The 25,910-nt window shown below is 47.5% G+C and carries 31 protein-coding genes; 12 read left to right on the forward strand and 19 right to left on the reverse strand.

Annotation, left to right across the window (positions count from 1 at the left end; translation table 11 throughout):
* Positions 1–106: 106 nt before the first annotated feature.
* From DQN52_RS08150 to nrdA, 5 genes are all read left to right on the forward strand, one after another.
* Positions 107–730, forward strand: a complete 624-nt coding sequence (locus DQN52_RS08150) for a hypothetical protein (RefSeq protein ID WP_003786703.1) — start codon at positions 107–109, stop codon at positions 728–730.
* The gene (locus DQN52_RS08155) at positions 730–1,287 is read left to right on the forward strand and encodes a YgjP-like metallopeptidase domain-containing protein (protein ID WP_003786701.1); all 558 of its coding nucleotides are present in this window, start codon (positions 730–732) and stop codon (positions 1,285–1,287) included. Before DQN52_RS08150 ends, DQN52_RS08155 begins: the two co-directional genes overlap by 1 nt.
* Positions 1,288–1,291: 4 nt before the next feature.
* The gene (locus DQN52_RS08160) at positions 1,292–1,525 is read left to right on the forward strand and encodes an RNA-binding S4 domain-containing protein (RefSeq protein ID WP_003786699.1); all 234 of its coding nucleotides are present in this window, start codon (positions 1,292–1,294) and stop codon (positions 1,523–1,525) included.
* Positions 1,503–1,667, forward strand: a complete 165-nt coding sequence (locus DQN52_RS08165; protein ID WP_003786698.1) for an oxidoreductase-like domain-containing protein — start codon at positions 1,503–1,505, stop codon at positions 1,665–1,667. The genes DQN52_RS08160 and DQN52_RS08165 overlap by 23 nt, the downstream gene beginning before the upstream one ends.
* A 289-nt stretch (positions 1,668–1,956) precedes the next feature.
* The gene (gene nrdA, locus DQN52_RS08170) at positions 1,957–4,233 is read left to right on the forward strand and encodes a class 1a ribonucleoside-diphosphate reductase subunit alpha (RefSeq protein WP_003786693.1); all 2,277 of its coding nucleotides are present in this window, start codon (positions 1,957–1,959) and stop codon (positions 4,231–4,233) included.
* Between the two features lie 67 nt (positions 4,234–4,300).
* Here the strand turns inward: nrdA and DQN52_RS08175 are convergent, their stop codons facing one another.
* From DQN52_RS08175 to ylqF, 5 genes are all read right to left on the reverse strand, one after another.
* Positions 4,301–4,825: a hypothetical protein gene (locus DQN52_RS08175; protein WP_032827706.1), complete on the reverse strand. Its 525-nt coding sequence runs from the start codon at positions 4,823–4,825 to the stop codon at positions 4,301–4,303.
* A gap of 34 nt (positions 4,826–4,859) precedes the next feature.
* The gene (locus DQN52_RS08180; protein WP_003786689.1) at positions 4,860–6,782 is read right to left on the reverse strand and encodes an ATP-binding cassette domain-containing protein; all 1,923 of its coding nucleotides are present in this window, start codon (positions 6,780–6,782) and stop codon (positions 4,860–4,862) included.
* A 201-nt stretch (positions 6,783–6,983) separates the two neighbouring features.
* On the reverse strand, positions 6,984–7,178 hold the full coding sequence (locus DQN52_RS08190) for a hypothetical protein (protein WP_003786684.1): 195 nt from the start codon (positions 7,176–7,178) through the stop codon (positions 6,984–6,986).
* Positions 7,179–7,287: 109 nt separating this feature from the next.
* On the reverse strand, positions 7,288–8,286 hold the full coding sequence (locus DQN52_RS08195; RefSeq protein WP_032827705.1) for a CAP domain-containing protein: 999 nt from the start codon (positions 8,284–8,286) through the stop codon (positions 7,288–7,290).
* A gap of 80 nt (positions 8,287–8,366) precedes the next feature.
* Complete coding sequence (ylqF, locus tag DQN52_RS08200; protein WP_003786679.1) at positions 8,367–9,305, reverse strand: ribosome biogenesis GTPase YlqF; 939 nt, start codon at positions 9,303–9,305, stop codon at positions 8,367–8,369.
* On the opposite strand from ylqF, the gene DQN52_RS08205 reads away from it, so the two are divergent.
* The 7 genes from DQN52_RS08205 (at position 9,304) to lipA (ending at position 13,710) form a co-directional block, all read left to right on the forward strand.
* The gene (locus DQN52_RS08205) at positions 9,304–9,495 is read left to right on the forward strand and encodes a hypothetical protein (RefSeq protein ID WP_019389948.1); all 192 of its coding nucleotides are present in this window, start codon (positions 9,304–9,306) and stop codon (positions 9,493–9,495) included. The genes ylqF and DQN52_RS08205 overlap by 2 nt on opposite strands.
* Entirely contained in the window at positions 9,492–9,764 is a 273-nt protein-coding gene (locus DQN52_RS08210; protein ID WP_003786674.1) for a YbeD family protein, read from the forward strand. The genes DQN52_RS08205 and DQN52_RS08210 overlap by 4 nt, the downstream gene beginning before the upstream one ends.
* A gap of 3 nt (positions 9,765–9,767) precedes the next feature.
* The gene (gene lipB, locus DQN52_RS08215; protein ID WP_003786672.1) at positions 9,768–10,370 is read left to right on the forward strand and encodes a lipoyl(octanoyl) transferase LipB; all 603 of its coding nucleotides are present in this window, start codon (positions 9,768–9,770) and stop codon (positions 10,368–10,370) included.
* Between the two features lie 219 nt (positions 10,371–10,589).
* The gene (locus DQN52_RS08220; protein ID WP_003786668.1) at positions 10,590–11,315 is read left to right on the forward strand and encodes an SDR family oxidoreductase; all 726 of its coding nucleotides are present in this window, start codon (positions 10,590–10,592) and stop codon (positions 11,313–11,315) included.
* A gap of 69 nt (positions 11,316–11,384) precedes the next feature.
* Entirely contained in the window at positions 11,385–12,017 is a 633-nt protein-coding gene (locus tag DQN52_RS08225) for a hypothetical protein (protein WP_032133466.1), read from the forward strand.
* The gene (locus tag DQN52_RS08230; protein WP_003786664.1) at positions 12,017–12,634 is read left to right on the forward strand and encodes a hypothetical protein; all 618 of its coding nucleotides are present in this window, start codon (positions 12,017–12,019) and stop codon (positions 12,632–12,634) included. Before DQN52_RS08225 ends, DQN52_RS08230 begins: the two co-directional genes overlap by 1 nt.
* A gap of 80 nt (positions 12,635–12,714) precedes the next feature.
* On the forward strand, positions 12,715–13,710 hold the full coding sequence (gene lipA, locus DQN52_RS08235) for a lipoyl synthase (protein ID WP_003786662.1): 996 nt from the start codon (positions 12,715–12,717) through the stop codon (positions 13,708–13,710).
* 56 nt (positions 13,711–13,766) lie between these two features.
* Here lipA and DQN52_RS08240 read toward each other — a convergent pair whose 3' ends face one another.
* From DQN52_RS08240 to DQN52_RS08305, 14 genes are all read right to left on the reverse strand, one after another.
* Positions 13,767–14,402, reverse strand: coding sequence for an arylesterase (locus DQN52_RS08240; RefSeq protein WP_003786660.1), 636 nt, complete (start codon positions 14,400–14,402; stop codon positions 13,767–13,769).
* 12 nt (positions 14,403–14,414) lie between these two features.
* A complete protein-coding gene (gene gcvH, locus DQN52_RS08245; RefSeq protein ID WP_003786658.1) occupies positions 14,415–14,798 on the reverse strand; it encodes a glycine cleavage system protein GcvH in 384 nt (127 codons plus the stop codon).
* Between the two features lie 17 nt (positions 14,799–14,815).
* Positions 14,816–15,616 (reverse strand): serine O-acetyltransferase, encoded by an 801-nt coding sequence (cysE, locus tag DQN52_RS08250; protein WP_003786656.1) that lies wholly within the window; start codon positions 15,614–15,616, stop codon positions 14,816–14,818.
* 87 nt (positions 15,617–15,703) lie between these two features.
* Complete coding sequence (fabG, locus tag DQN52_RS08255; RefSeq protein ID WP_003786654.1) at positions 15,704–16,450, reverse strand: 3-oxoacyl-ACP reductase FabG; 747 nt, start codon at positions 16,448–16,450, stop codon at positions 15,704–15,706.
* Positions 16,451–16,489: 39 nt separating this feature from the next.
* Positions 16,490–16,810, reverse strand: a complete 321-nt coding sequence (locus DQN52_RS08260) for a hypothetical protein (protein WP_407928294.1) — start codon at positions 16,808–16,810, stop codon at positions 16,490–16,492.
* The gene (gene fabD / locus DQN52_RS08265) at positions 16,753–17,682 is read right to left on the reverse strand and encodes an ACP S-malonyltransferase (protein WP_032827704.1); all 930 of its coding nucleotides are present in this window, start codon (positions 17,680–17,682) and stop codon (positions 16,753–16,755) included. Before fabD ends, DQN52_RS08260 begins: the two co-directional genes overlap by 58 nt.
* 10 nt (positions 17,683–17,692) lie before the next feature.
* On the reverse strand, positions 17,693–18,451 hold the full coding sequence (gene truC, locus DQN52_RS08270; RefSeq protein WP_003786648.1) for a tRNA pseudouridine(65) synthase TruC: 759 nt from the start codon (positions 18,449–18,451) through the stop codon (positions 17,693–17,695).
* Between the two features lie 140 nt (positions 18,452–18,591).
* The gene (locus tag DQN52_RS08275) at positions 18,592–19,902 is read right to left on the reverse strand and encodes a tetratricopeptide repeat protein (protein ID WP_003790254.1); all 1,311 of its coding nucleotides are present in this window, start codon (positions 19,900–19,902) and stop codon (positions 18,592–18,594) included.
* 94 nt (positions 19,903–19,996) lie between these two features.
* Entirely contained in the window at positions 19,997–21,010 is a 1,014-nt protein-coding gene (hemH, locus tag DQN52_RS08280) for a ferrochelatase (protein ID WP_003786642.1), read from the reverse strand.
* Positions 21,011–21,085: 75 nt separating this feature from the next.
* Entirely contained in the window at positions 21,086–21,577 is a 492-nt protein-coding gene (purE, locus tag DQN52_RS08285; RefSeq protein ID WP_003786639.1) for a 5-(carboxyamino)imidazole ribonucleotide mutase, read from the reverse strand.
* A gap of 21 nt (positions 21,578–21,598) precedes the next feature.
* Positions 21,599–21,934 carry a YbaB/EbfC family nucleoid-associated protein gene (locus DQN52_RS08290; RefSeq protein WP_003786638.1) on the reverse strand — a complete coding sequence of 112 codons (336 nt, stop codon included), beginning with the start codon at positions 21,932–21,934 and terminating at the stop codon, positions 21,599–21,601.
* A 128-nt stretch (positions 21,935–22,062) separates the two neighbouring features.
* Complete coding sequence (locus tag DQN52_RS08295; RefSeq protein WP_003786635.1) at positions 22,063–22,980, reverse strand: bestrophin family protein; 918 nt, start codon at positions 22,978–22,980, stop codon at positions 22,063–22,065.
* Positions 22,981–22,984: 4 nt separating this feature from the next.
* A complete protein-coding gene (gene panC / locus DQN52_RS08300) occupies positions 22,985–23,821 on the reverse strand; it encodes a pantoate--beta-alanine ligase (protein ID WP_003786633.1) in 837 nt (278 codons plus the stop codon).
* Positions 23,822–23,973: 152 nt separating this feature from the next.
* Positions 23,974–25,806, reverse strand: a complete 1,833-nt coding sequence (locus DQN52_RS08305) for a peptidylprolyl isomerase (protein WP_003786631.1) — start codon at positions 25,804–25,806, stop codon at positions 23,974–23,976.
* Between the last annotated feature and the right edge of the window lie 104 nt (positions 25,807–25,910).

Raw genomic sequence — 25,910 nt, forward strand, 5'->3', positions numbered from 1 at the left:
AGCAGCCTGCACTTTTCGTTTAACAGAAAATGCAGGCTGCTTGATTTTTACGCGCCCTACCCTTATTTACATCGCTGTCTTTTTGTAACCGCGAAACAACATCAACATGAAAAAAACCATTTTAACCAGCACAATCATCGCCCTAACATTAGCAGCCTGCGGACAACAATCCGCCAGCACCGAGCAAGACAAGCAAATCGCCGAAAACCAAAAGCAAATTGAATTACTGCGCCAACAAGCCGAAATCCAACGCTTGCAAAACGAATTGCAAGCCACCGCTGCATCGGCAACAGCGGCTGCCGAGCAAGTGTATCAGTTGGCTACCAGCGAAGTGGCGAACACCATTCCGCAAGCGGCGCAAATGGCAGCAAAAGCAGGCGAAGTGGTGCAAGGCACAGACGGTCAGCAATATTTGTATGATGCCGATTCGGGCAACTGGTTGTTGTATGGCGCGATTGGCGCGGCAGCTGGCTATTTGATGTCCAACGCGATGAACAATCGCAATGCGGCAAAATACACACCTGTGAGCAAACCGACCGCCGCCGTGCAACGTGTCCACCAAGATTACCGCGCCAAAAATCCTGCGGCAATTCCGTCTCCACGCGCTCAAATTCAGCCAAACGCGCCTGTAAACCGCCCTACTACGCAATCTGCGCCAGCGTATCGCAGCACCAATCAGGGATACAGCAACACGCGCAAATTTGGCTTTGGCGGACGCAAACGTCGTTAATGGAAACAATGGCTTATTCGTGTGCAGGCTGCTTGATTACGCTGCACATCAGTCGCCCTGCCAAACGCAATATTATTTTGCGTCCACGCGACCCAAGCAGCCTGCACATTAGCATTCCGCCGTGGTTTACCCAAACGCAACTGCACGATTGGTTGGCACGTAACGAAACGATGTTGCAAAAAATGTTGCAAAAAGCAGCCTGCACACCGCAACCGCCCCAACATTTGCCTGATTGGATTTGGCTACACGGTCAAATCACACCGCTTATTGTATCGCCCAACATCGCGCACATTGCCCTACACCAAAGCAGCCTGCACTTACCCAACGCACAACGCGAACCGTTGCAACAATGGTTATGGCAACAAGCCGAGCGAATTTTGTTGCCCAAATTGGCACAACACGCCGCGCAACACCGTTTGCGCCCAGCCGCGCTCAAATTGAGCAACGCCAACCACAGCCCAGCATTTTGGCAACTGTTGGCGCACTATTGTCCGCACACGCCATCTGCCGAACAATGGCTCAAACAGCACGGTAACGAATTATTTTTATTAGGATAACAACATGCAAGCAATCGTTTATTTACAAGACCAAGAATACATTGCCCTGTGCGATTTACTCAAACTCGCAGGTTTGTGCGACAGCGGCGGTCAAGCCAAAGCCGCCATTGTTGCGGGCGATGTGTTACGCAATGGCGAAGTAGAAACGCGCAAAACCGCCAAAATTCGCGGTGGCGAAGTGGTGGAATTTGCAGGCTGCCAATTGGAGATTTGCGATGGCTACGACCCAGAAGAATAATGCCGAACGCACGCCCCCTACTCCGCCTGAAGACTGGAAATGCTGCGGCAGCGAATGCGGCGATGCGTGCATTCACGAACTCTATCACCGCGAAAAACAGGAATACGATGCGTGGCTGAAACAGCAACAATCGGCGCAATAATAAATGTGCAGGCTGCTTTTGTCGCACAAAATAAACACAAAAAGCAGCCTGCATTTTTTTGCCACACAAAAACGCTTTGCAAACCAAGCCTTACCGTTTTACCGTATTGAAGCTCTAATAAATTTAAATAAACAAAATAAATAAAATCAAAAAGTTACAACAAAATCCAACCTTGTCAAGGCTGGCAAGCAAGGCAAAAAAACCGTATCATGCACGCACTTCAATCAACCGCAAAACGCCACCGCTATGACGGAAATCGCGTTTTGCCTTTTATTTTTTGGACGGATTTATGAACACAAGCACACTGAAAGTAACCAAACGCAATGGCAGTTTGGAAGCAATCAACCTAGACAAAATTCACCGCGTATTGGATTGGGCAGCAGAAGATTTAAACAACGTATCGGTGTCGCAAGTGGAAATGAAATCCCACATTCAGTTTTACAACGGCATTCGCACCCAAGACATTCACGAAACCATCATCAAATCCGCTGCCGATTTAATCTCGGAAGACACGCCAGATTATCAATATATGGCAGCGCGTCTTGCCATTTTCCACCTGCGTAAAATTGCCTATGGCGACTACACGCCACCGCATTTGTTTGACCACGTTACCAAGCTAACCGAAGCAGGCAAATACGACCCACACATTTTGCAAGACTACACACGCGCAGAGTTTGACGAAATCAACCAATACATTGACCACGACCGCGATTTAACCTTCTCGTATGCCGCAGTGAAGCAACTGGAAGGCAAGTATTTGGTACAAAACCGCGTAAGCAAACAAATCTACGAAAGCCCACAGTTTTTGTATATGTTGGTTGCCATGTGTCTGTTCGCCAAATACCCAAAAGCCACGCGCTTGGATTATGTGAAACGCTTTTACGATGCCGTATCCACATTCAAAATTTCCTTGCCCACTCCGATTATGTCGGGCGTTCGCACCCCAACGCGCCAGTTTAGTTCTTGCGTGTTGATTGAATGCGATGACAGCTTGGACAGCATCAACGCGACTACATCGTCTATCGTCAAATACGTTTCGCAACGCGCAGGCATCGGCATCAACGCTGGACGCATTCGCGGTTTGGGCAGCGAAATTCGTGGCGGCGAAGCGCAACACACAGGCTGCATTCCGTTTTTCAAAATGTTCCAAGCAGCGGTTAAATCGTGTTCGCAAGGCGGCGTTCGCGGCGGTGCAGCGACTTTGTTCTATCCGCTTTGGCACATTGAAGCGGAAAGTTTGCTCGTGTTGAAAAACAATCGCGGCGTAGAAGAAAACCGCGTGCGCCATTTGGATTATGGTGTACAAATCAACAAATTATTGTACACACGCTTAATTAAAAATCAGGACATTACCCTATTTTCGCCCAACGAAGTGCCTGGTTTGTACGAAGCCTTTTTCGCCGACCAAGACGAATTCGAACGCCTGTACACGCAATACGAAAACGACCCGACTATCCGCAAACGCACCATGAGCGCATCGGATTTGTTCTCTATTTTGATGCAAGAACGCGCAGGCACAGGACGCATCTACATTCAAAACGTGGACCATTGCAACACGCACAGCCCGTTTAACCCCAAAGTTGCGCCCGTTCGTCAATCTAATTTGTGCTTGGAAATCGCGCTGCCAACCAAATCGTTGAACAACATCAACGATGAAAATGGCGAGATTGCGCTGTGTACTTTGTCGGCATTCAACTTGGGCGCGATTGAAAATCTGGACGAATTTGAACCGCTTGCCGATTTAACCGTTCGCGCTTTGGACGCATTGTTGGATTACCAAGATTATCCAATTGAAGCCGCCCGCAAAGCGACCATGAACCGCCGAACATTGGGCATAGGCGTGATTAACTATGCCTACTACTTGGCAAAAAATGGCGTGAAATACAGCGATGGCAGCGCACTTGGTTTAACCCACCGCACCTTTGAAGCCATGCAATATTACTTGCTCAAAGCGTCTGTGAACTTGGCAAAAGAATACGGCGCGTGTCCGCTGTTTGGCGAAACCACTTATTCGCAAGGCATTTTGCCGATTGACACCTACAAAGCCGATTTGGACAAATTCTGCGATGAACCGTTGCACTTAGATTGGGAAACCCTACGCGCGGATATTGTGAAATATGGTTTACGAAACAGCACTTTAACCGCATTGATGCCAAGCGAAACCAGTTCGCAAATCGCCAATGCCACCAATGGCATTGAGCCACCACGCGGTTTGGTAACGGTCAAAGCGTCCAAAGACGGCATTTTGAAGCAAGTTGTGCCTGAATTTGACCGACTGAAATCGCAATATGAAACGCTGTGGCAAATGGGCGGCAATGACGGCTATTTGAAATTGGTTGGCGTGATGCAAAAATTCATTGACCAAGCGATTTCAGCCAACACCAGCTACGACCCAACGCGCTTTGAAGGCGGACGCGTACCGATGAACCAAATGCTCAAAGATTTGTTGTCGGCATACAAATATGGTTTGAAAACTTTATATTACCACAACACACGCGATGGCGCGGACGATGTGCAGCAAGATTTGCAAGACGATGGCTGTGCAGGTGGGGCGTGTAAGATTTAATCGCATAAAAAAGCAGCCTGCACTTTGGTTTAACCAAAAAGTGCAGGCTGCTTTGTTTGATTTTAAATTACATACGCGCCAATTCACGTTGCAAGGCTTGAATATTTTGCTGCCTATCCAAAACCGCGCTTTCTAGCTGGCGAACACGCGCTTGATGATTAGCATCTGCCTGACCCGAAACCGCACGACCGCTTGCCAACGCCTGTTGCGCTGCTGCCAATGCGTTACGCTCGTTGGTCAATTCTTGCTCCAAAATAGTACGGCGACCGCCAGCACGCGCGGCATTCATACGCGGCGCGGCAGGTTGCTGTACTGCCACTGCTGGCACAGAACGCGCTGGGCTAGCAGTTGCGGCACGGCGCGTAACCGTTTGCGCTTTGGCTACTGGTTGCTGGTCTGTTTTCTCTTCTGCCGATATGGTAATACGCGGTGCAGGTTCGCTCGTATAGCTACCAATGCGATGCCCCAACGATGCGCGTCCGATACCTTTGGACGGGCTAGACGTGTAGCAACCTGGCCCGCAGCTATACACTTCCGCACTGGCAAACGGGATTGCGCTTAATGTCATCAATAAAATCAATACTTTTTTCATTATCGTTTCCTTACTTTTGTGCAGGCTGCTTTGACTATTCAGTGGCAAATTCCGCATCAATTTGTGCGTTGACGCTTTCCAATTCATCTTGCCAAAGCAGCCAATTTTCTTCCAAACTCTGCAATTTTACTTTAACTTCCGCAGCTTGCGCCAACACTTCTTGCAATTTGGCTTTATTTTCGGGCAAATAGGCACTTTCTTGCGACAAAAATTCATCACACTCGGTTTGCACGATTTGAAGTTGCGCCATTTCTTTTTCCGCTTTATCAATTTTTTGCTGGATTGGTTTGCAACGCTTGGCTTTTTCTTGGCGGATTTGCGCTTCCAAGCGTTTCGTGTCTTTGCGGTTTTGCGATTGCGTGGATTGCGCTGGCGCGGCGGTTGCGTTTTCCTGCGCCAAACGCCAAGCGCGGTAATCGTTCAAATCGCCGTCAAAGGTTTTCAGGCTGCCTGAATGAATTAACATAAATTGGTCGGTCGTGCTTTCCAGCAAACTGCGGTCGTGCGACACCAAAATCATCGCGCCTTCAAAACTTTGCAGCGCAACCGTCAGCGCGTGGCGCATATCCAAATCCAAGTGGTTGGTCGGTTCGTCCAATAGCAGCAAATTCGGTTTTTGCCAAACCAACATCGCCAACGCCAACCGCGCTTTTTCGCCGCCCGAAAACGGTGCAATCGCTTGCATCGCCATATCGCCAACAAAATTAAATCCGCCCAAAAAATTGCGAATGTCTTGCTCTTTCACATCGAGTGACAATTTTTGAATATGCCAAATCGGACTTTGGTCGTCTCGCAACGTGTCCAACTGATGTTGCGCGAAATAACCGATATTCAGTTTTTCAGATTTAATAATTTGACCGCTCAACGGTTGCAGGCTGCCTGAAAGGGCTTTGATGAACGTGGATTTACCCGAACCGTTCACGCCCAGTAGTCCCAAACGCGCCCCATTTTCTAACGACAAACTAATCTTTTTCAAAACCACATTATCGCCATAACCCAAATCCACTTCGTCCAATTTTAATAATGGGTTAGGCAAATGATAGGGTGATTCAAATTCAAAACTAAATTCGCTGTCCAAATGCGCTGGCGCAATCAATTCCAGTTTTGCCAACGCTTTCACGCGGCTTTGCGCTTGCGTGGCTTTGGTGGCTTTGGCTTTGAATCGGTCAATAAACGATTGTAAATGCTTGATGTGCGCCTGTTGTTTGGTGTAGGCGGCTTGCTGATTGGCAAGGCGTTGGGCGCGTTCTTTCAGATAAAAATCGTAATTTCCGCCGTAGCTGTGCAATTTTTGCGCCGACAATTCCAACGTGTGCGTGGTGGTGGCGTTCAAAAAATCGCGGTCGTGGGAAATGATGATTTGCGTACACGGCAGATTTGCCAAATGATTTTCCAGCCACAACACAGTTTCCAAATCCAAGTGGTTGGTCGGTTCGTCCAGCAGCAACAAATCGGCGCGACACATCAACGCCTGCGCCAAATTCAAACGCATTCGCCAACCGCCCGAAAACGCTTTCACAGGTTTGGCGTGTTCTTCTTGCGCGAAACCGAGTCCGCTCAACAATTTAGCGGCGCGAGCGGGCGCGGTGTAAGCGTCAATTTCGTCTAATTTTGCATGAAATTCGGCAATTTGAATGCCGTTGTTTTCGGTTTCCGCTTGTTTTAAGGCTGCCTGAAAATATTGCAATTCGCTGTCGCCTTGCAAAACGTAATCCAATGCGGACATTTCCAATGCTGGCGTTTCTTGGGCAACGGCGGCGAGTTTCCATGTTTTGGGAATGTTGAGTTCGCCGCTGTCTTGGGCGATTTCGCTTTTAATCAGCGCGAATAGGCTGGATTTGCCTGTGCCGTTTTTGCCGATTAAGCCGACACGTTGGCGTGGGTTGATGGTTGCGGTGGCTTGGTTTAATAAGACTTTTGTGCCACGTTGGAGAACGAGATTTTTGATTTCTATCATTTTGAATATTCGTTTTTTGGGAAATGGGTGTATTTTAACAAAAAAAATTCAGGCAGCCTGAAAATGCGTGTTGCAGGCTGCCTGAATTTAATTTACGGATATTTCTGACTGGCGTGTTTCACATTCAAAATCGTAATGCTATCCAAACCAATTTCATAATAATTGATATCTTCCGCTTCTGATAGTGCTTGTTCTGACCAATTAATTTACATTTTTCATGCGCTCCAGCAATTTTGCGCGATTGGCATCTAGGCGATTCATCGCTTGTTCTTCGCTGATAATCGGCGACAGGCGCGATTGGCGCACTTCATTTTGCAGCCATTCGGTGTATTCATCTGCCGCATTTTTGGTTTCAAATTCGTAAATTTTGGGGTCTAATATTAAAGTGGTCGGCATGATATTTAATCCTTATAAAATAAAAAGATAAATAAATCTTAATCAAAAATAGAATAAGTGTCTATGCTGAAAAAATCCACAAAAAGCAGCCTGCACTTTTTATACAGATTTAAAACTCCAACCAATGTCGTTTTGGGCGCGTTTTAAACATCCACTCTTCCACTTTATCTTTATTTTCATAGCGATAAGCAAACTTGACGCGGTATTCGGTATCAAACGCCAAAGGTTCAATCGGGAACAGCGCAAATTCATTGTCTTCCAACAAATGATTGGGGTCGTTGCTGGCGGTTAGAATATGCGTTTTTTGTACTTCGCCATCGGGAGCAAAAAGCTGGAAACTTTTCATCACAACGTGGTTGTGTTGATGCAGCACAATGCTAATCGGGTTGCCTGTTTGCTTGTATTGCGGCATGGGATTGGGGATTTCCGAACCATCGTAAACAGGCTCGACTTGGTTGCCCATGGGGAATTTAATCGCCATTTTGTAGCTAGGCAAATCGCGGTTACCCAAATAAATTTTGCTGGGCTGATTGTTGCACGATAGGGTTAGCACCACGCCTGGGGTTGGTTGGCGCGAACCATTTTCGCATAAATCGCGATAGCTGCTGCGCCCTTGCACCACCACAAACGCTTGATACGCACCGCGCGTCCATGCTGCGCCTGCTTCGTCTTGCGTGGGATTGAGCAACGACAGGCGATGATACAACGCCGTCATCAAGCCATCTACGCTGCGTGTGCCTGAACGTGCCAGCCGTCCAACGGTTAAGTTTTCTGATGCTGGGGCGGTGTAGCCTGCCGCCGTGGTGCGTTCACCCAGTTCCATGCCTGTAAAATGGGGGTTATCGCGATTGCGTTCATCGTGTCCGTGTGCATCTTGGGTTAAATAGCGTGCGTGATTTTGTGCTGCTTTATGCAGGCTGCTTTGTTGCGCTAATGGTTGCACGCCTGCTTGCTTGCGCCAATAGTTTAGGCGGTCTAGCCCATTTTTGGCTTCGCGTGTGGGGTTATAGCGCAGTTGTGATGCGTAGCCTGCCACCAAAATCAACATGAGTAGGGGTAGCCAAAACATAAGCAATCGGCGTATGGTGGGGGATTGTGTATTCAGCATTAAATATTCCTTGCTTATTTGATTAAAATTCAATCAAAGCAGCCTGCAATCTGTTTTGCCAAATTGCAGGCTGCTTTTCTTTATTCCTGCGATCTTTGCCCATTGCGTTCCGCTTTTTTCGCTTCGCGTTGCGCCTTCAATTCCGCTTCACGTTTCCGCGCCGCTTTGAGCCATTCTTCCCATTGGCGCGGCGTTTCCAGCGTAATGCGCCCGATTTTGCCTTCGCGAAAATCCGTCAAAGTCATTTCTGCCGCTTTCTGATAATTCACACGCCCACCGCTCAACACTGCACCACGTTTTTTCGCAATCCATTCAAGCCATTGCGTATCATTCCAATGGCTAGACGGGTCTTTGTCCGCCGCGTAACGCTCTTGTAACATCAACAAATAATGTCGGCGCAAATAATCCAACAATTCCAATGCCACCACTTCTTCGTCCAACGCATTGCGCCCGACTGCGCCCGAAGCCGCCAAATTGTAGCCGCTTTCTTCAACAATAATTTTCGGCCACAACATACCAGGCGTGTCGTACAACCAAAAATCGTCTGCCAAAAACAAACGCTGTTCCGCTTTTGTAATGCCAGGTTCATTGCCCGTTTTTGCCGATTTTTTGCCAATCATGCCGTTAATCAATGTTGATTTGCCCACATTCGGAATGCCGCAAATCAACACGCGCAACGGTTTTTCAATCCCCTTGCGATTCGGCACGAGTGCGCGACAAGCTGCCGTGATTTTCGGTGCGGCAGATTTTTCCGAACTGTCTAGCGCAATCGCATTGGTATTTTCCATGCTGTTGTAATGCGCGAGCCAAATCGCCGTGCGTTCAGGGTCGGCAAGGTCTTGTTTATTTAAAATTTTCAGTTTTGGTTTGCCTTTGGATAATTGTGCCAAAAGCGGATTTTCGCTAGACGCAGGCAAACGCGCGTCCAGCATTTCAATCACCATATCCACGCTTTTTAAGCGATCGGCGATGGCTTTTTTCGCCTTGTTCATGTGTCCCGGAAACCATTGGATTGCCATGATGTTGTCTTTCTGTATTGAAAAGCAGGCTGCAAACCATGTGCAGGCTGCTTTTTTGTGTGATTTAAATTCGCTGGATTATAGCAGCCTGCACCCCAACACGCGAACCAAACACCTTGCAAAAAGTGCAGGCTGCCTACATTTGCGGTACAATTCGCACCCAATTATTGTGATAAGGACAGCAAAATGAATCCTGAAGAAAAACAATCGTTAATTGAATTTCCCACCAACTTTAAACTCAAAATCATGGGCGCACAACACCCTGATTTTGTAGCCGAAATTTTGAAAGCTATTCAGCGACACGCGCCCAATACAACCGAAGAACACGTTGTTTTACGTCCGAGTTCGGGCGGCAATTTTGTTGGCGCAACCGTTACCGTATACGCGGAAAACCAAGAACATTTGGACAATATTTACCGCGCCGTAACATCACATCATATGGTTAAAGTTGTGTTTTAAATCATGAAAATCGTACAACTTGGCACGCGCGACTACGAACCCGTATTCAGCGCGATGAAACAATTCAACGAACAACGCACCGCCGACACAGAAGACGAGCTGTGGGTGGTGGAACACAATCCCATATTTACGCAAGGCTTGGCTGGCAAACCTGAACATTTATTGTTTTCAAGCAGCATTCCTGTGGTGCAAATTGACCGTGGGGGGCAAATTACTTATCACGGTTTGGGGCAACTGGTTGTTTATACGCTGATTGATTTCAAACGCCGCAAACAATCGGTGCGCCACATCGTTTCCGCATTGGAAAATGCGATTATCGCGACTTTGGCGGAATACGGCATCGTATCGGCGAATGACCCTGACCGCCCTGGTGTGTATGTGGGCGAGCGCAAAATTGCGTCTCTCGGTTTGCGGATTAAAAATGGTTCGGTGTATCACGGATTGGCGTTGAATGTGAATATGGATTTAGAGCCGTTTCATCAAATCAATCCATGCGGTTATGCTGGCTTGGAAATGGTGCAAATCGCGGATTTGGTGCAACCGTGTCCGCCTTTGAGTGAAGTGGCGGAGAAATTAACCGCGCATTTGGTGCGTGAATTGGCGTAAATTTTTTCAGGCAGCTTTTTATTACACGACAATTTGTGAATACAGCGACAATGTAGAGGTGGATTTTAATATCCACTCGCTTGTAGTTACCACAACATTTTAAAATTACTCAATATTTTAAAATGGGCGGATATTAAAATCCGCCCCTACAATGATTTCAGGCAGCCTGAATAGTTTTATCGTGTATTGAAAAGCTGCCTGAAAACCAAGAGAAGTAACATGAAAACAAACGGACACACAGTCTTAATCACAGGCGGCGCAACAGGCATTGGTTTTGCGCTTGCCAAACAATTCCACGCGGCTGGCAACCAAATTATTTTGGTTGGTCGCCGCGAAGATGTTTTGCAACAAGCTGCCGCGAAACTTTCAGGCTGCCGCATTGCCGTAGCCGATGTGGCAAACGCGGAAGACCGTGCGCGTTTGGTGCGCGATTTTCCCGATGTAAATATTTTAATTAACAATGCTGGCATTCAATTTACCAAGCGTTTTGACACGCAAAATGATGATGAAATTGCCCAAGAAATCAACGTAAATTTAACTGCACCAGCGCAATTAACGCTCGCATTTTTACCGATTTTAACGGCGAAATCGGAAGCGGCGGTTGTCAATGTATCGTCAGGTTTGGTGATTGTGCCGAAAGAAACCTGCGCTTTGTATTGCGCGACCAAAGCGGCATTGCACAGTTTTTCGCAAGTTTTGCGTTGGCAAATGGAAAATTCATCTGTGCGCGTGTTTGAGATTTTGCCACCAATGGTTGCTACACCGATGTCGCAAGGCAAGGGACACGCTAATTTAAAAATTTCGCCCGATGAATTGGCGGCGGAATTTTGGCGCGATTTTCAACGCGACCATTTTGAAATGATGGCTGGCAAAACGAAGTTGTTGTATTGGATTAACCGCATTTCCGCAACGTTGGGACAACGGATTATGCGGAAAGGTTTATAATCAGAGAATATTTTTTCAGGCAGCATGCAAATTTGTTAAATCTATATTTTATATGTAAGGTATATTCATATGAAACCAATCATTTTATATTTTGGCTTTGTATTTATTTTGTCGGCTTGTTCTAGTAGTCATCAAAAACCATTGGATTGCACAGGATTGAAAATGGTACTGGCAGAACAATACAATAAAAATACTCATCTTTTTATGCGACACGACAAAAAAATGGTTGATTCATATGGATTGGAAAAAATGAGCGAGCCTAAAACGCTTCGTTTAAATGCTTGTTCTCCGTTAATACCTGAATCCAATCAAGAGCCTTCGTTTGTTAGAATTTCTTCATCAGGTTGGTATGGTGAAAATGGATATTTGCATTGTGTTCATCAATCCAATGATTCTAGCAAAGAAATTTACAAAACGTTTATTGATTGGGCAAAACAGCCTTTAGCTCAACGTGAACAAACATTACAACAAATCAATGAAAAAATTAAGACTTTGAATTGTTCTGTTACAAGCGCAGCGAAAGAAAAAACTGCTTGGTATGTTGAAAATGAACAGCATGATAAAACGCCTGTTTTAGTTTCTAATGCGCGCGATAGTATTCTTTTAAAAAATGCTTTTGCAAATCGTACTATTGCGATTACACCTGAAACCGCTTCTGCTATTTATGATTCTATCAATCAATATTTTAGAAAGCATCCATAATGAATAAATTAGTTTTGTGTGCATTAAGCATGGCAATAACATTGAATCTAACCGCTTGCGCAACAGGTGGTGGCTATATGACCGCTGATTTACTTGGTGACAAAAAAACAGCTACTTTTGAAGAATATAAACCATTAAAAGTTTTACCTACACAGGCACTTGACCACATGAAAGCATTAGCAGGCGAATATGATGTGGTTAATTCTTGGGGGAATTTCACCTATGGTGTAAAGCGTGTGAGCTTCCAATTAAAAGATGATAAAGCTTATTTATTGATTTATCGTGGTAATAATCAAATACCCACATACAAAGTGGAATATAGTGCTTGCTTATCCAATGAAGATGGTAATTACCTTGATATAGCTAAAAATTTAGGGAAACAAAGCTTTCAATGCCATAATTTTTCATCACGAGAAAGTCCTTATTTAATTTTTGGTACAACAACCGATAATACAGTAGTAGAAAAAAGCATTGAAGAGATGGTAACAAGCGTTGTTGCTGCTATATTTTCCGTGAAACCTACTGTTAAAGTGAATCAAACCCCCTATGTAATGAAGTTTAAAATTTGGAATGATGCCAGCGCACCTGTTTTGGCGTTGAAAAAAACGAAACCTTAGCATTTCAACCAATCCTTAATAATTTGTTAAATTTTCAGACAGCCTGAAAAGTTTTGATTGCAAAAAGAAAGAATAATATTATGTCCACAGAACCAACTAACGCACTAGACAATGCACAAGGCGTGAAACACAAAGGCGCAAGCAAAACGGCGCGTATTCCGATTAAAGTCGTACCGCTTGAAGAAAAATTGAAAAAACCTGAATGGATTCGCGCCAAAATCCCAACAGGAAAAAAATTCTTTGAAATCAAAAATATTTTGCGTGAACAAAAAATGCACACCGTTTGCGAAGAAGCATCTTGCCCGAATATTGGCGAGTGTTTCAGTCATGGCACGGCAACATTTATGATTATGGGCGATATTTGTACGCGCCGTTGTCCGTTTTGCGATGTGGGACACGGTCGTCCGAACGCGCTTAACCCCGAAGAGCCGAAAAATTTGGCGGAATCGGTTGCTGCGATGAAATTGAAATACGTTGTGATTACATCGGTAGATAGAGACGATTTACGCGACGGCGGCGCACAACATTTTGCCGATTGCATTAACGCGATTCGCGAAAGCAGCCCGAATACGAAAATTGAAATTTTAGTGCCTGATTTCCGTGGACGTTTGGATATTGCGTTGGACATTTTGGCGAAAAATCCGCCTGATGTGATGAACCACAATTTAGAAACGCACCCACGCCTTTACAAACAAGCTCGCCCTGGGGCGGATTACAAGCACTCACTGGAATTGTTGCGCCGTTTCCGTGAAATGATGCCGCATATTCCGACTAAATCGGGGATTATGGTTGGTTTGGGCGAAACGGACGATGAAGTGCGCGAAATCATGCGCGATATGCGTGAACATGGCATTGAAATGATTACAGTGGGGCAATATTTGCAACCGTCTGATGGGCATTTGCCTGTGTTGCGCTATGTTACGCCTGATATGTTTAAGCAATTTGAAAAAGAAGCGTATGAAATGGGCTTTACCAATGCGGCGATTGGCGCGATGGTTCGCAGTTCGTATCATGCTGATATGCAAGCGAAAGATGTAATTGAAAACCAACCGTCTGGCGGTTGCGGTCATCATTAAACGCACAACAAAAAGCAGCCTGCACTTTGCAAATATAAAGTGCAGGCTGCTTTTGTTTATCTAAACCCTTGCTTTTTCAAAAAATCTGCCATTTCTTCGGCAAAATAGCGATAGCCTTTGCCATTGCCATGCACCGCGTCCGACTTCATATCTTTATCGCCCAACACGTCTGCCCACGCACCTTTGAGCAACGGCACATCAAATTTCTTCGCCAAATCGTCATACAAAGGATGTTCGGATACGCTGCCCAGCAATGCGCCAGCCGTAAAATACGGAATCGCCACCAGCACCACAGGAATCTTGGCAGCCTGCACTGTTTCTATAATTCGACTGATGTTGGCAATGGTTTCGCTTTCCGATTTCTTTTGCAAAAAGTCGTTGCCACCAATGCTCACCAGCACCAATTTCGGGTTTTGTTGCAACAACTCGGGCAATCGTTCCAATGCCTGCGCGCTGGTATTGCCCGACACGCCGCCGTTGATGATTTTCCAGCCTGTGATTTGCGCCAACTGCGTGGGGTAATCTTCGCCCTTGCCTGCGCCATAACCTGCCGTAAGCGAGTCGCCCAATGCCAACACCGTGCTGCCCGATGCAATGCGCGTACCTGCTTTTTTGCCTCCGCAAGCCGTTGCTGCCAACAAAACCGCAGTCGTCAGCAAAAAATGGCGGCGATTGAATGGTTTGGTCATCATTATGCTGATTCCTTACGCAGTTTCGGCTTGATATTGCTCGGCAGTGAGCAAGGTAGCGATATCGCTGGCTTGGTTGGGTTGCACCACAAAAAACCAGCCTGCATCGTAGGGCGATTCGTTTGCCACTTCGGGATTGGCGATTAAATCTTCGTTAATAGCAACCACTTTGCCTGCCACAGGCGCGTACACATCGGACGCGGATTTAACCGATTCCACCGAAGCAGCCTGCACATTTGCCGCCAATTCTGTACCGACATCGGGCAATTCTACAAACACAATATCGCCCAGCGTTTCTTGCGCGAAATCGGTAATGCCCACCGTTGCCGTGCCATCTTCGTTTTGGCGAATCCATTGGTGTTGCGCGGTGTAATACAAATGATTGGGGATTTGAGCCATTTTTTTATCCTATTTATTTAAATCATGAATACAAAATCATCACATAACAATGACTGGTCCATATCCGCAGACGGCGTATTGCGCGACAAACCAACCGCTTTGGCTGGCACGCCCACCACCGTGGTTTGCGGTTCAACATCGCGTACCACCACGCTGCCTGCGCCAATTTTGGCACGGTCGCCAATGTAGATATTGCCCAGCACCGATGCGTTTGCGCCAATCATCACGCCGTTGCCGATTTTGGGGTGTCGGTCGCCGCTTTCTTTGCCCGAACCGCCCAGCGTTACGCCATGCAGCAACGAAATGTCATCGCCCAGCACCGCCGTTTCGCCAATCACAATGCCTGTGCCGTGGTCAAACATTATGCCGCAGCCAAACTTCGCGCCTGGGTGAATGTCCACGCCAAACACTTCCGATGCGCGATTTTGCAGAAAATACGCCAGCGTTTTGCGTCCGTCTTGCCACAGCGCGTGGTTAATGCGGTGCGTTTGAATCGCGTGAAAGCCTTTAAAATACAGCAACGGCAGCGAATAGGCATCGCAAGCAGGGTCGCGGTCATAACACGCAGCGATGTCGCGCTCAACAGCTTGGGCGATATGGGGATTGCGTTCCAGCACGCGCAAAAAAGTTTCATACAAAGCGCGCGCGTCCATGGTGCTGCCCGACAATTTGCTGGACAAGTGAAATGCCAAAACTCGCGCCAAACTGTCGTGGCGCAACACGGTCAAATGCAAAAAGCTCGCCAACATGGGTTCTTCTCGCGCGGCGGATTCCACTTCGGTGCGAATGGTTTGCCACATATCAAACGAATGGGACATGGGTGTTCCTTTTTTATGTTATGGCATGATGAAAAGTGCAGGCTGCTATTTCAATCATACAAAGCAGCCTGCACCATTAGCAGCGCATTATGGCATCAACATACCGCCATTAACGTGCAGCGTTTGTCCTGTGATGTAACGCGCTTGGTCTGATGCCAAAAACAGCACCGCGTCTGCGATATCTTGTGCTTCGCCAAATTTACCGAGCGCGGTTTGCGCTTCAAACATTTTGCGCGTGTCTTCGGGCAGAGCACGAGTCATGTCGGTGTCAATAAAACCTGGGGCGACACAATTCACGGTAATGCCACGCGAACCCACTTCACGCGCCAATGATTTGCTAAACCCTTGCAGCGCAGCTTTGGCAGCGGCGTAGTTGGTTTGCCCTGCGTTGCCCATTGTGCCGACCACCGATGTAATCGTGATGATGCGACCTGCACGTTGTTTCATCATGCCGCGCATCACGGCTTTGCTGGCGCGATAAACGGATTTCAGGTTTACATTCATAATGTCGTCCCATTCATCGTCTTTCATACGCATCAATAAGTTATCGCGCGTGATGCCTGCGTTGTTGACCAAAATGTCCAATTTGCCAAATTCTTTTTCAATTTCGCTAATCAGGTTTTCAATGCCGTTTTCATCGGCGGCATTCAGGGCGCGACCTGTGCCGTTCCATTGCGCCAAACGCTCGGCAATGGCGGTTGCGCCATTTTCAGAAGTCGCCGTGCCGATAACGGTTGCGCCAGCTTGCGCCAATGTGTCGGCAATCGCTGCGCCAATGCCACGAGATGCGCCTGTTACCAGCGCGATTTTTCCTGTTAAATTTTGAGTTGTCATGTTGATTTTCCTTGTTGATTGAATGTGCAGGCTGCTTGTTTATGAAAATTTCACATAAACCAAAACGCCTTCGCCTATACTGATTGCCAGCCACAAAAATAGTTTGAGTTCCGCCCAAATATCATCGTAATACTGCCCACGCAATGCGCTGATAATATTGGGCGTAAACCAAAATTTGACACACGCGACAAAATCTTCCCAATCGCCAAAAAACAAATAAAACAGCATCATAGCCGTAATACAAGCTGCCAAAATAGAACAAGCGATGACCATGATTTTATCCCCAATGTGCAGGCTGCTTTTTACGAATGCGCTGCGATAAACTCTTCCACCGCCGCTTGTGAAGTCAAAGCCGTGCAAACCGCGTCTTTGTTGATGCGTTTTGCCAAACCTGCCAACACTTTTCCTGGCGAACATTCCGCCGATTGCGCGATGCCTTCGTTTACCAACAAATTCACCGTTTCTGTCCAACGAACTGGGCTGTACAACTGGCGCACCAAAGCGTCTTTGATTTGCGCGACATCGTTGTAGCTTGCCACGTCTGCATTGTGAATCACGCGGATTTGCGGTTGATTAAACGCCACATTTTGCAAATAGTCCGCCAATTTTTCCGCCGCAGGTTTCATCAATCGGCAATGCGACGGCACAGACACAGGCAACGGCAACGCGCGTTTCGCACCTGCTTCTTTGGCGGCTGACATGGCGCGTTCCACCGCCGCCGCGTTGCCTGCAATCACGATTTGACCGACTGAATTGTAATTCACGGCTTCGCACACTTCGCCTTGTTCCGCGTCCGCGCAAATTTGGCGCACCACGTCATCGTCCAAACCCAAAATCGCTGCCATTGCGCCCACGCCTTGCGGTACGGCAGATTGCATTAACTCGGCACGCACGCGCACCAATTTCACGGCATCGGCAAAGTGCAGGCTGCCTGCGGCAACCAAAGCCGAATATTCGCCCAAACTATGCCCTGCAACCACGCTCGGTGCTTTGCCACCTGCCGCCAAATAGGCACGATAAGTCGCCACACCAGCCGCTAGCATAAGCGGTTGCGTGTTTACGGTTTGCGCGATGATGTCGGCATTGTCGCCGTTCATCATCGCCCACAAATCTTCGTTTAACGCGGCAGACGCTTCGTCAAAGGTTTCGCGCACCACGTTTTCGCCGTCAAAGCCGTTCATCATATTCAAACTTTGCGAGCCTTGTCCTGCAAAAAAAAATGCAAAAGTCATGTTGTTGTCCTTATTCAACATAGAGTGAAAAATCAGTTGGCATCATAGCATATTCGGCGGCAAACAAGGCAGCCTGCGTTTGTTGCCATGCGCTATCGGTGGGCGCGTGAATGCTGATGTTTTGCTGCGAAATGGGGTCGGTAAAGTGCAGGCTGCTGGCGTGCAAAAGCAGCCTGCGGTTGCTACAAAATTGATTAACAGCTTGATTTTGATGCAAATCACCATGCGTGGTATCGCCCACAATCGGGTGAAAAATGTGTTTCATGTGGCGGCGGATTTGGTGTTTGCGCCCTGTTTTGGGCGTGATGTGCAGCAACGAATAACGCGATGTGGCATAACGCGCACTGCTGGCAAACGGGCATTCGCTGCGCTGCAAAGTTTGGTATTCGGTGCAAGCTGCTTGCGCGGTTTTGTCGCTTTGAGCGTGCATATCGGCGATTTTGTCTAGCTGTTCTTTGAGCGGATAATCAATGCAGCCTACATTTTCTGTCCAGCCACGCACGATTGCCAAATAGTGCTTGCGGATTTGTTTTTGCTCAAATTGTTGCGTGAACCAACGCGCTGCTTCGCTGTTCAACGCCCACAACATCGCGCCCGAAGTCGGCTTGTCCAAACGATGAACAGGATAAACCAACTGCCCAAGCTGGTCGCGCAGGGTTTGCATTAAAAACACGGTTTCTTGGCTGTCGAGCCGCGAGCGGTGTACCAACATACCTGCTGGTTTGTTCACGACAACATAGTGTTCGGTTTGGGTTAGGATTTCAATCATGGTGGATAGGGTAATCGGAGAGCAGATTCAAGCGTGGGTACGGCGGCGCAACGCCGTGTTCTGACCACATCTGAAAAATAAAAAGCAGCCTGCACTTTTTGTAAATACAATGTGCAGGCTGCTTTTTCTGTTCAAAACGGCTATTCAAATTCCCAGCTGCCTTGCCCTTGACTTAACAGTTTTTTGGCTTCGACAGCGCAAGGGTGTTCGGATTCGGCGGCAATGTACAAATAGTCGCCACCGTGAATCACATCGGCTTTCAAGCCATTTTCGCCATTCCAATACATGCGACCTAGCAAGTACGCCGCTAGCGGATAGCCCACATTCGCGGCTTCGGTTAAGCGGTCAATATTGCCTGCACGATAGGCGGCTTGTTGGATTTCGTCTTCTTCCAAATAGCCGTGTTCCGATGCTTCTTGATACAAGCGAATGGCTTTTTGTGGGTCGGTTTGCTCCACGCCCATGCCCAAGCGATAGCATTCTGCCAAATGGTATTTTGCCGAGTCGATGCGCGTCCAGTTTTGTTTAACCACTGCCGAAAAGCATTCAAACGCCTGCTTGAAATCGGGTTCGCTGCTGTGTTTGGACACATAATCGCTCATTAGACGATGGTTGTTGAAATGTCCATAGCGATAATAAATCCCCAAATCCAAAATCGCGCTGTTCAAGCCCATCGACGCGGCTTTGCTTAACAACATCAATGCCATGTCATCATCGGGTGCAACGCCAATGCCTTCAATATAGCATTTTGCCAAGCGATATGCGCCAAATGCGCTACCTGCTTCGGCTGCGTGACGGAAACATTCGGCGGCATAACGCATGTTTTGTACATTGGTGTCGCTGGCGGCATACATCATGCCAATTTCTACCCAAGATGGGGCATGCCCTTGTTGCGCGGCAGCACGGAAACATTTAGCAGCTCTGTCCATTTTTTCGGCATCGCGCTGCCACAAACCAATGGCAAACGTGGCGGCTGGATTGCCATTTTGTGCCATATTCACAACGGCATGACGGAAGATTTCATTGTTGATTTTATTGGGATATTCGTATTCTTCGCTAACTTGGCGCACACGAATTTCGCCTTTTTTACGCAACCATTCGCGCACATATTGTCCATCGCGAAACAGCGGACTTAAATTGCTGTAAACCAAAGATTGGTCGAGCATAATCGCGGTTTTGAAATAGGTTTTTTGGCTACCATCAGGTTCGGTATGCACAAAAGTTTCGTATGCGGGTTGTTCGTCCAAGTCGGCATTGGCAGCCACCAGCACCACACCCAATGGGCTACCGTCTTCGTAATACATAGGTTGCCACACCTTTGCTACTTCTGCACTCACAACGCGCCCATCGTGTTCGCGCAAACGCAAAACGATGTCGCCACGTTGTACCAATGTATCATCGGTATAGACAAGTGGCTGAGTAGAAGAGGAAAAAATATTGGCGTATTGCATAATTCTAGTCTTTTCTATATTTACAGACATAAGTGCCGATATTATACGACTTTGTGTCCTTTTCAAGCAATAAATCAGCCAAGCGACTGACTATCTAAAAGCAGCCTGCACTGTGTTCGTACACAATTTTTGCCAGCGCGTCCAAAAAATCGGGATTGTCGTTCAAACACGGAATGTAGTGAAATTGCGTGCCACCTGCTGCGTGGAATTGTTCGCGTCCTGCAATGGCGATTTCTTCCATTGTTTCCAAGCAATCGGACACAAAAGCGGGGCAAATCACGTCTAGTTTTTCTACGCCGTGTTTTTTGGGCAACTCGGTAAACAGGTCTTGCGTGGACGGTGCAACCCATTTGGCTTTACCAAATTGGCTTTGGAACGAGACGATGTAATCTTGTTCGCGCAAACCCAACTGTTCGGCAACCAAACGGGCGGTTTCTTTGCATTCGTATGGGTAGGGGTCGCCCAAATCGTGTTGGCGTTGCGGAATGCCGTGAAAGCTGAACATGAGTTTGTCGCCTGCACCATGTTCGGCACGGTAGCGGCGAATTTGGTTGGCAAGGGCTTTAATGTATTCGGGGTGGCGATAAAATCGCGAAATGCTACACACCGACATTTGATTGCGTTGTTGCAGCAATTCTTGCCACACTTTGTCCAATGCTGCGCCTGTGCTGCTGCCTGCGTATTGCGGATACAATGGCAACACAATCAATCGCCCTACACCTTTACTTTTGAGCGCGGCAATGCTTTCGGCAACGCTGGGCTTGCCATAAGTCATGGCAAAATCCACATGAACATAAGGCGGCAAGCGGTGGCGCAGACCTTCGGCTTGGCGTTGGGTAAACACCATCAGCGGCGAGCCTTCTTTTAGCCAGATTTTTTGATAGGCGTGCGCGCTTTTTTTGGCACGAAACGGCAAAATCAAGCCACGCAAAATCGGTTGCCACAACCATTTGGGCAATTCTACGACACGGTGGTCAGACAAAAATTGACGCAAATAAGGGCGAATGGCTTGGGGTGTAGGTGCGCTAGGCGTTCCCAAGTTAATCAGTAAAACGCCTATTTTTTCTTGTTCGCCAAATGGGACTGGGTATTCGGTTTGAAAAGTCATCTCAAAGTATCCATAAAAAAGGAAAAGCAGCCTGCACGTTTAATCAACAAAAAATGTGCAGGCTGCTTTTGAAGATTAGACAACCACGTCAGGTAAAGTCATCTCCAACACCGTTTGCGTTTGTGCAGCACGGAAATCGGCTAATTTTTGTGCCAACTCCGCATCTTGATTTGCCAGCAGCGACACGGCAAATAAAGCGGCATTGGCTGCACCTGCTTCGCCAATCGCAAAAGTGGCAACAGGCACGCCTTTGGGCATTTGCACGATAGACAGCAGCGAATCTTCGCCACGCAAATATTTGCTCGGTACAGGCACGCCCAACACGGGCAAGGTGGTTTGCGATGCCACCATTCCAGGTAAGTGCGCTGCACCGCCCGCCCCTGCGATAATCGCTTGCAAACCGCGACTTTGAGCGGATTTGGCGTATTCAAACATCAAATCGGGCGTGCGATGTGCGGACACAACTTTGGCTTCGTATGCCACGCCAAATTGTTCCAAAATTTTGGCAGCGTTTTCCATCACATTCCAATCGCTGTTGCTGCCCATGATGATACCAACTTTAACCATTGCGCGTGTTCCTTGTTGGATTTATTTAAAGAAATCACCAAAACCAGGTGGCAAACCTTGTGTGAATTGCGACATACGCGCCGATGTGGTTTGCTCGGCTTTTTCGTGGGCATCGGCAATGGCTGCCAAGATTAAATCTTCCAGCATTTCTTTGTCGTCTGCGGCTTCGCTAATCAAATCGGGGCTAATGTCCAAGCTGGTAATCACGTGGCTGCACGTTGAGCGCACTTTAACCAATCCATTGCCTGCTTGACCTTCTACTTCGGTTTGTGCCAACTCGGCTTGGGCTTTTTTCATATTGTCTTGCATTTTTTGGGCTTGTTGCATTAAGCCGCCCAGTCCTGCTTTTCCGAACATTTTGGGTTTCCTTGTTAATGTAAATTTCAGTTTAATTTAATTTAATTTAAAAAGCAGCCTGCATTTTATTTTCGGCGTGCAGGCTGCTTGCCGTGATTTTCAAGCGCGAAAGTATAACACTCTATGCTTTAACTCAACACATAATCTTGCACCGCTAACGCGGGGGGAATGGGTTGGTTAAGCGTTGTCAAGATTTCGCGCTCAATCATGCGTGTCATAAAATCCAGCGGTAAATCATTGGCTTGCTTACCAAATGGCTCTTCCAGTTGTGCACTCAATGCGTCCAATCCCAAAAACAAATACACCAACCACGCCACCAATACAGGCGACCAAATTCCCAGCGTGCTGTGTAAACCAAATGGCAACATCACGCAAAAGCTATAAATGGTGCGGTGCAGCATCACGGAATACGAAAACGGCAAAGGCGTGCTGGCGATGCGTTCGCAGTTGGATTGCACGCTACCGAGTTTTTCCAAATGCGCGGTTAGTGCGGCATAGACAATATCGCTCAAATGCCCATCGCGCAGATTGTAGATTAACTGCTGCTGCATATTTTCAAGCACCAGTTGCGGCGGATTGATGTGTTCACCCAGCGATTGAATGCGTTTGTATCGCGCATTGAGTTTGTCGTATTGCAGAAACAAATCGGGATTGGCGGCTTGATAGCGCAATCGGTCACGCAGTAATTTGGTAAACAAAATGCTTTGTTGCAAAAACAATTCGCGTTCGTCATCGGGCAAAATGTGGCTATCGCGTACTAAATGACGTTGAGTGGCGATGAGTATGCCCCATTGTTTGCGCCCTTCCCACCAGCGTTCGTAGCAAGCGTTGTTGCGAAAACCCAAGAAAATGGACAGCACAATGCCAAAAATACTGAACCCCAGCACAGGCGGTTCGGGCAACACAAACCACGCGCGTTCTGCCGCTTGCTCCAACACCAGCGAAATGCTGCTCAACACAATAATGGACGGCAAAATAGTCGGCAAAATCGTGCCACGCCACGCCAGCAGTAGGGTTAAGCCATTGCGTTTATCGCGTACAATCATGAGCTTACACCAATTCTATTTCTAAATTATCAATCAAGCGCGTACTGCCTAAACGTGCTGCTGCCAACACCACCAGTTTTTTATCGCCCAAACGCGCAACGTGCAGGCTGCTTGCTTCGCGGATTTCTACATAATCCACTTGCCAACCATACGAAATCAATACATCTTTGGCAGCGTTTTCCAATTCGCTATATGCTTGATTGCCTGCGCGAATTTCATCGGCAATCCATGTTAATTGTTGATACAAACGCGGTGCTTCGACGCGTTCGTCTGCGCTCAAATATTGGTTGCGGCTGGACAGAGCCAAGCCATCATCAGCGCGTCCCGTGTCCACAGGCACAATGCGAATCGGCATATTTAAATCGGCAACCATGCCTTGAATAATCGCCAACTGCTGATAGTCTTTTTTGCCAAAACAGGCGACGTCTGCCTGCACAATGTTGAACAATTTGGTTACAACCGTTGCCACGCCACGAAAGTGATTGGGACGAAATGCACCACACAATTCGTTTTGCAAATGTGGCGGTTCAACTTGGTATTGCTGGCTGACGTTGGGATACAGTTCGCGTTCATCGGGCGCAAACAACACCGTCACGCCTGCATCGCGCAATTTAGCGGCATCTTGCTCCAACGTGCGCGGATATTTATCAAAATCTTCGCCTTGACCAAATTGCAGGCGATTAACAAAAATGCTCACGACAACGTGTTCGGCTTCTTGTTTGGCGCGTTGCACCAGCGATAAATGTCCTTCGTGCAGGTTGCCCATGGTTGGCACAAATGCCACGCTGCCTACGGTTTTGCACCATTGACGCAGGGCTTCAATGCTGTGAATGATTTGCATGATGTTGGCTTTCTGTTGTAGAGCGGGGTCTTGACCCCGACAGTTATGTATATTATTCGGATTGTGTCAGGATCGAGACCCCAACCTACGTTTTAACGCAAAGTGCAGGCTGCTTTTTCAATATTTAAAAGCAGCCTGCACTTTATTTCAGATTACTCGTCTGCTATTTTTTGCGAACCTTGTTCGGTTGGTACTTGGGCGCGTAAACCGTCAATATAGGCTTCGGCAAGTGCACTACCGCGAACTTGGGCGATTTCTGCTTTAATGGCATTCAAAATTTTCGGGTCGTTCAACGTGGCAATACTCTTCACCTCCACCAACTCCACCATGCCACCGCGCTCTACCACCGCAAAAGCAGGTTTGCCATTTTTCGGTTGCGCGGCAATAAATTGAGCATAATCTTGCGGCAAAATTAACGCCTGCACTTGCATCGGCACAACTTTTTGCTCTGGCATCCACGCCAAAGTTGGCGTTTCGCCCTTACGCAAGGCTTCAACTGCTTTTTGCGCCGCTTCACGCGCTAAACGCACACTTTCCGAACGCACCCAATCTGCCTGCACACGTTCACGCACATTTGCCAACGGTTCTGTGCCTGCTGCACGGGTTTCAGTCGGGCGAACAAACCACGTTGCGCCGTCTGCCGAAATTGCATCAGACGTTTGTTTTTTGCTGAATATTTCATCGCTCAACGCCGCATCTACCACCGCGGTTGGCACTTTCAATTCCGCTGCATTAGCGCGAGTCAGCCATTCGCCTTGTTTTTGCACTGTCAAACCAAATTTGCTGGCGGCGGCTGCCAAATCGTTGTTGCTGGCAAACACAGCTTCGCTCAATTCATCGCGCATTTTGTTGTAGGCTTGTTGCGCTTTTTTCTCTTGCAACTCGCGGCGCACACGTTCGGTCAAAGCCGCTACATCGATCGCTTGAATATCGGTTACGCGCACAATGTGGTAGCCAAAATCGGTTTCCACCACACCGCTCACTTCGCCTTCGCCCAGTTTAAATGCCGCTTCTTCCAACGCAGGGGCTGGCAATGAACCGTCTTTGGCAAAATTACCCAACTCGCCGCCCGATTGCGCCGAGCCTGCATCTTGCGAATATTGTTTGGCTAAATCAGCAAATTTTTCAGGCGCGGCTTGCGCTTCTTTTGCCACTTGTTCGGCTTGCGCTTTGGCTTTACTGCGCGTGGCTTCGTCTGCCGATTTGGGTGCTTCAATCAAAATATGTGCGATTTTACGTGTTGGTTTGGCATTGGCTTGCGCGTCTTTCAAAGCAGCCTGCACTTCGGCATCGCTCACGGTTTGTTTGTCCAACAAATCTTTGGGCGACAACACAATATAATCGTATTTCACGCCCTGCTGCAAAGCATAAGTTTGCTTGTTGGCATCGTAGAATTTTTGCAGACTTGCGTCATCGATTTTCACGTCTTTTGCGTAATTTTCGGGATTGAAGACGCTGGTACGAATGGTGCGTTCAGCAAATCGCGCGTTCACAAACTGCATGGCTTGCTCATCGCTAACCGTGCCTTGATTGAGCGTGTTGAGCAGCACAGTCAAAGTCAAACGCTCGCGTTCTTGCGCCATAAATTGCTCTTCGCTCAAATGCGTTTGCTGCAAAAAGGCTTGGAATTTAGCTGGGTCAAACTTGCCATTAGCATCGTGAAATTCGGGCGTATCCACCACCGCTTGTTTGATTTGCGCATCGGAAACCACAATGCCCAAGCGTTTTGCACCTTCTTGCAAATAGGCACGATTCAATAAAATTTGGAACACTTGATTGCGGTCGGCAACGCCACCCGATTGCTCGCTATTGCGAATGGCAATCTCCAAGGCATCGCGCGTAATATATTGGTCGCCCACACGGACAATGTAGTTTTTGTCGGTTGAAATATCAAAATTAGCCAAGCCAAATCCAATAAACGAAATACCAATCGCGCCCAACAATAATTGCGCTGGCATGCGGTATTTTTCAATAATATGAAACATAAAGTGATTCTCAAAAAGTAATGTGATTTTATAGTGGTTTAAATTTAGATTAGGACAAGGCGACAACGACCGCCGTGTACAGCTAGTACATAAGGGAGTTGGCA

Source organism: Kingella kingae (assembly GCF_900475905.1).
GTDB lineage: Bacteria > Pseudomonadota > Gammaproteobacteria > Burkholderiales > Neisseriaceae > Kingella > Kingella kingae.

Excerpts from the sequence above, each read along its gene's own strand:
- DQN52_RS08205 (WP_019389948.1), top strand. The coding sequence starts at position 9,304 with ATGATGTTGTCTTTCTGTATTGAAAAGCAGGCTGCAAACCATGTGCAG.
- DQN52_RS08210 (WP_003786674.1), top strand. The coding sequence starts at position 9,492 with ATGAATCCTGAAGAAAAACAATCGTTAATTGAATTTCCCACCAACTTT.
- lipB (WP_003786672.1), top strand. The coding sequence starts at position 9,768 with ATGAAAATCGTACAACTTGGCACGCGCGACTACGAACCCGTATTCAGC.
- fabD (WP_032827704.1), bottom strand. The coding sequence starts at position 17,682 with ATGACTTTTGCATTTTTTTTTGCAGGACAAGGCTCGCAAAGTTTGAAT.
- DQN52_RS08190 (WP_003786684.1), bottom strand. The coding sequence starts at position 7,178 with ATGCCGACCACTTTAATATTAGACCCCAAAATTTACGAATTTGAAACC.
- DQN52_RS08150 (WP_003786703.1), top strand. The coding sequence starts at position 107 with ATGAAAAAAACCATTTTAACCAGCACAATCATCGCCCTAACATTAGCA.
- lipA (WP_003786662.1), top strand. The coding sequence starts at position 12,715 with ATGTCCACAGAACCAACTAACGCACTAGACAATGCACAAGGCGTGAAA.
- DQN52_RS08165 (WP_003786698.1), top strand. The coding sequence starts at position 1,503 with ATGGCTACGACCCAGAAGAATAATGCCGAACGCACGCCCCCTACTCCG.
- DQN52_RS08180 (WP_003786689.1), bottom strand. The coding sequence starts at position 6,782 with ATGATAGAAATCAAAAATCTCGTTCTCCAACGTGGCACAAAAGTCTTA.
- DQN52_RS08275 (WP_003790254.1), bottom strand. The coding sequence starts at position 19,902 with ATGCAATACGCCAATATTTTTTCCTCTTCTACTCAGCCACTTGTCTAT.
- DQN52_RS08305 (WP_003786631.1), bottom strand. The coding sequence starts at position 25,806 with ATGTTTCATATTATTGAAAAATACCGCATGCCAGCGCAATTATTGTTG.
- cysE (WP_003786656.1), bottom strand. The coding sequence starts at position 15,616 with ATGTCCCATTCGTTTGATATGTGGCAAACCATTCGCACCGAAGTGGAA.
- panC (WP_003786633.1), bottom strand. The coding sequence starts at position 23,821 with ATGCAAATCATTCACAGCATTGAAGCCCTGCGTCAATGGTGCAAAACC.
- gcvH (WP_003786658.1), bottom strand. The coding sequence starts at position 14,798 with ATGGCTCAAATCCCCAATCATTTGTATTACACCGCGCAACACCAATGG.
- hemH (WP_003786642.1), bottom strand. The coding sequence starts at position 21,010 with ATGACTTTTCAAACCGAATACCCAGTCCCATTTGGCGAACAAGAAAAA.
- DQN52_RS08290 (WP_003786638.1), bottom strand. The coding sequence starts at position 21,934 with ATGTTCGGAAAAGCAGGACTGGGCGGCTTAATGCAACAAGCCCAAAAA.
- nrdA (WP_003786693.1), top strand. The coding sequence starts at position 1,957 with ATGAACACAAGCACACTGAAAGTAACCAAACGCAATGGCAGTTTGGAA.
- truC (WP_003786648.1), bottom strand. The coding sequence starts at position 18,451 with ATGATTGAAATCCTAACCCAAACCGAACACTATGTTGTCGTGAACAAA.
- DQN52_RS08195 (WP_032827705.1), bottom strand. The coding sequence starts at position 8,286 with ATGCTGAATACACAATCCCCCACCATACGCCGATTGCTTATGTTTTGG.
- DQN52_RS08160 (WP_003786699.1), top strand. The coding sequence starts at position 1,292 with ATGCAAGCAATCGTTTATTTACAAGACCAAGAATACATTGCCCTGTGC.
- ylqF (WP_003786679.1), bottom strand. The coding sequence starts at position 9,305 with ATGGCAATCCAATGGTTTCCGGGACACATGAACAAGGCGAAAAAAGCC.
- DQN52_RS08230 (WP_003786664.1), top strand. The coding sequence starts at position 12,017 with ATGAATAAATTAGTTTTGTGTGCATTAAGCATGGCAATAACATTGAAT.
- DQN52_RS08240 (WP_003786660.1), bottom strand. The coding sequence starts at position 14,402 with ATGATGACCAAACCATTCAATCGCCGCCATTTTTTGCTGACGACTGCG.
- DQN52_RS08155 (WP_003786701.1), top strand. The coding sequence starts at position 730 with ATGGAAACAATGGCTTATTCGTGTGCAGGCTGCTTGATTACGCTGCAC.
- DQN52_RS08295 (WP_003786635.1), bottom strand. The coding sequence starts at position 22,980 with ATGATTGTACGCGATAAACGCAATGGCTTAACCCTACTGCTGGCGTGG.
- DQN52_RS08220 (WP_003786668.1), top strand. The coding sequence starts at position 10,590 with ATGAAAACAAACGGACACACAGTCTTAATCACAGGCGGCGCAACAGGC.
- DQN52_RS08175 (WP_032827706.1), bottom strand. The coding sequence starts at position 4,825 with ATGAAAAAAGTATTGATTTTATTGATGACATTAAGCGCAATCCCGTTT.
- purE (WP_003786639.1), bottom strand. The coding sequence starts at position 21,577 with ATGGTTAAAGTTGGTATCATCATGGGCAGCAACAGCGATTGGAATGTG.
- fabG (WP_003786654.1), bottom strand. The coding sequence starts at position 16,450 with ATGACAACTCAAAATTTAACAGGAAAAATCGCGCTGGTAACAGGCGCA.
- DQN52_RS08225 (WP_032133466.1), top strand. The coding sequence starts at position 11,385 with ATGAAACCAATCATTTTATATTTTGGCTTTGTATTTATTTTGTCGGCT.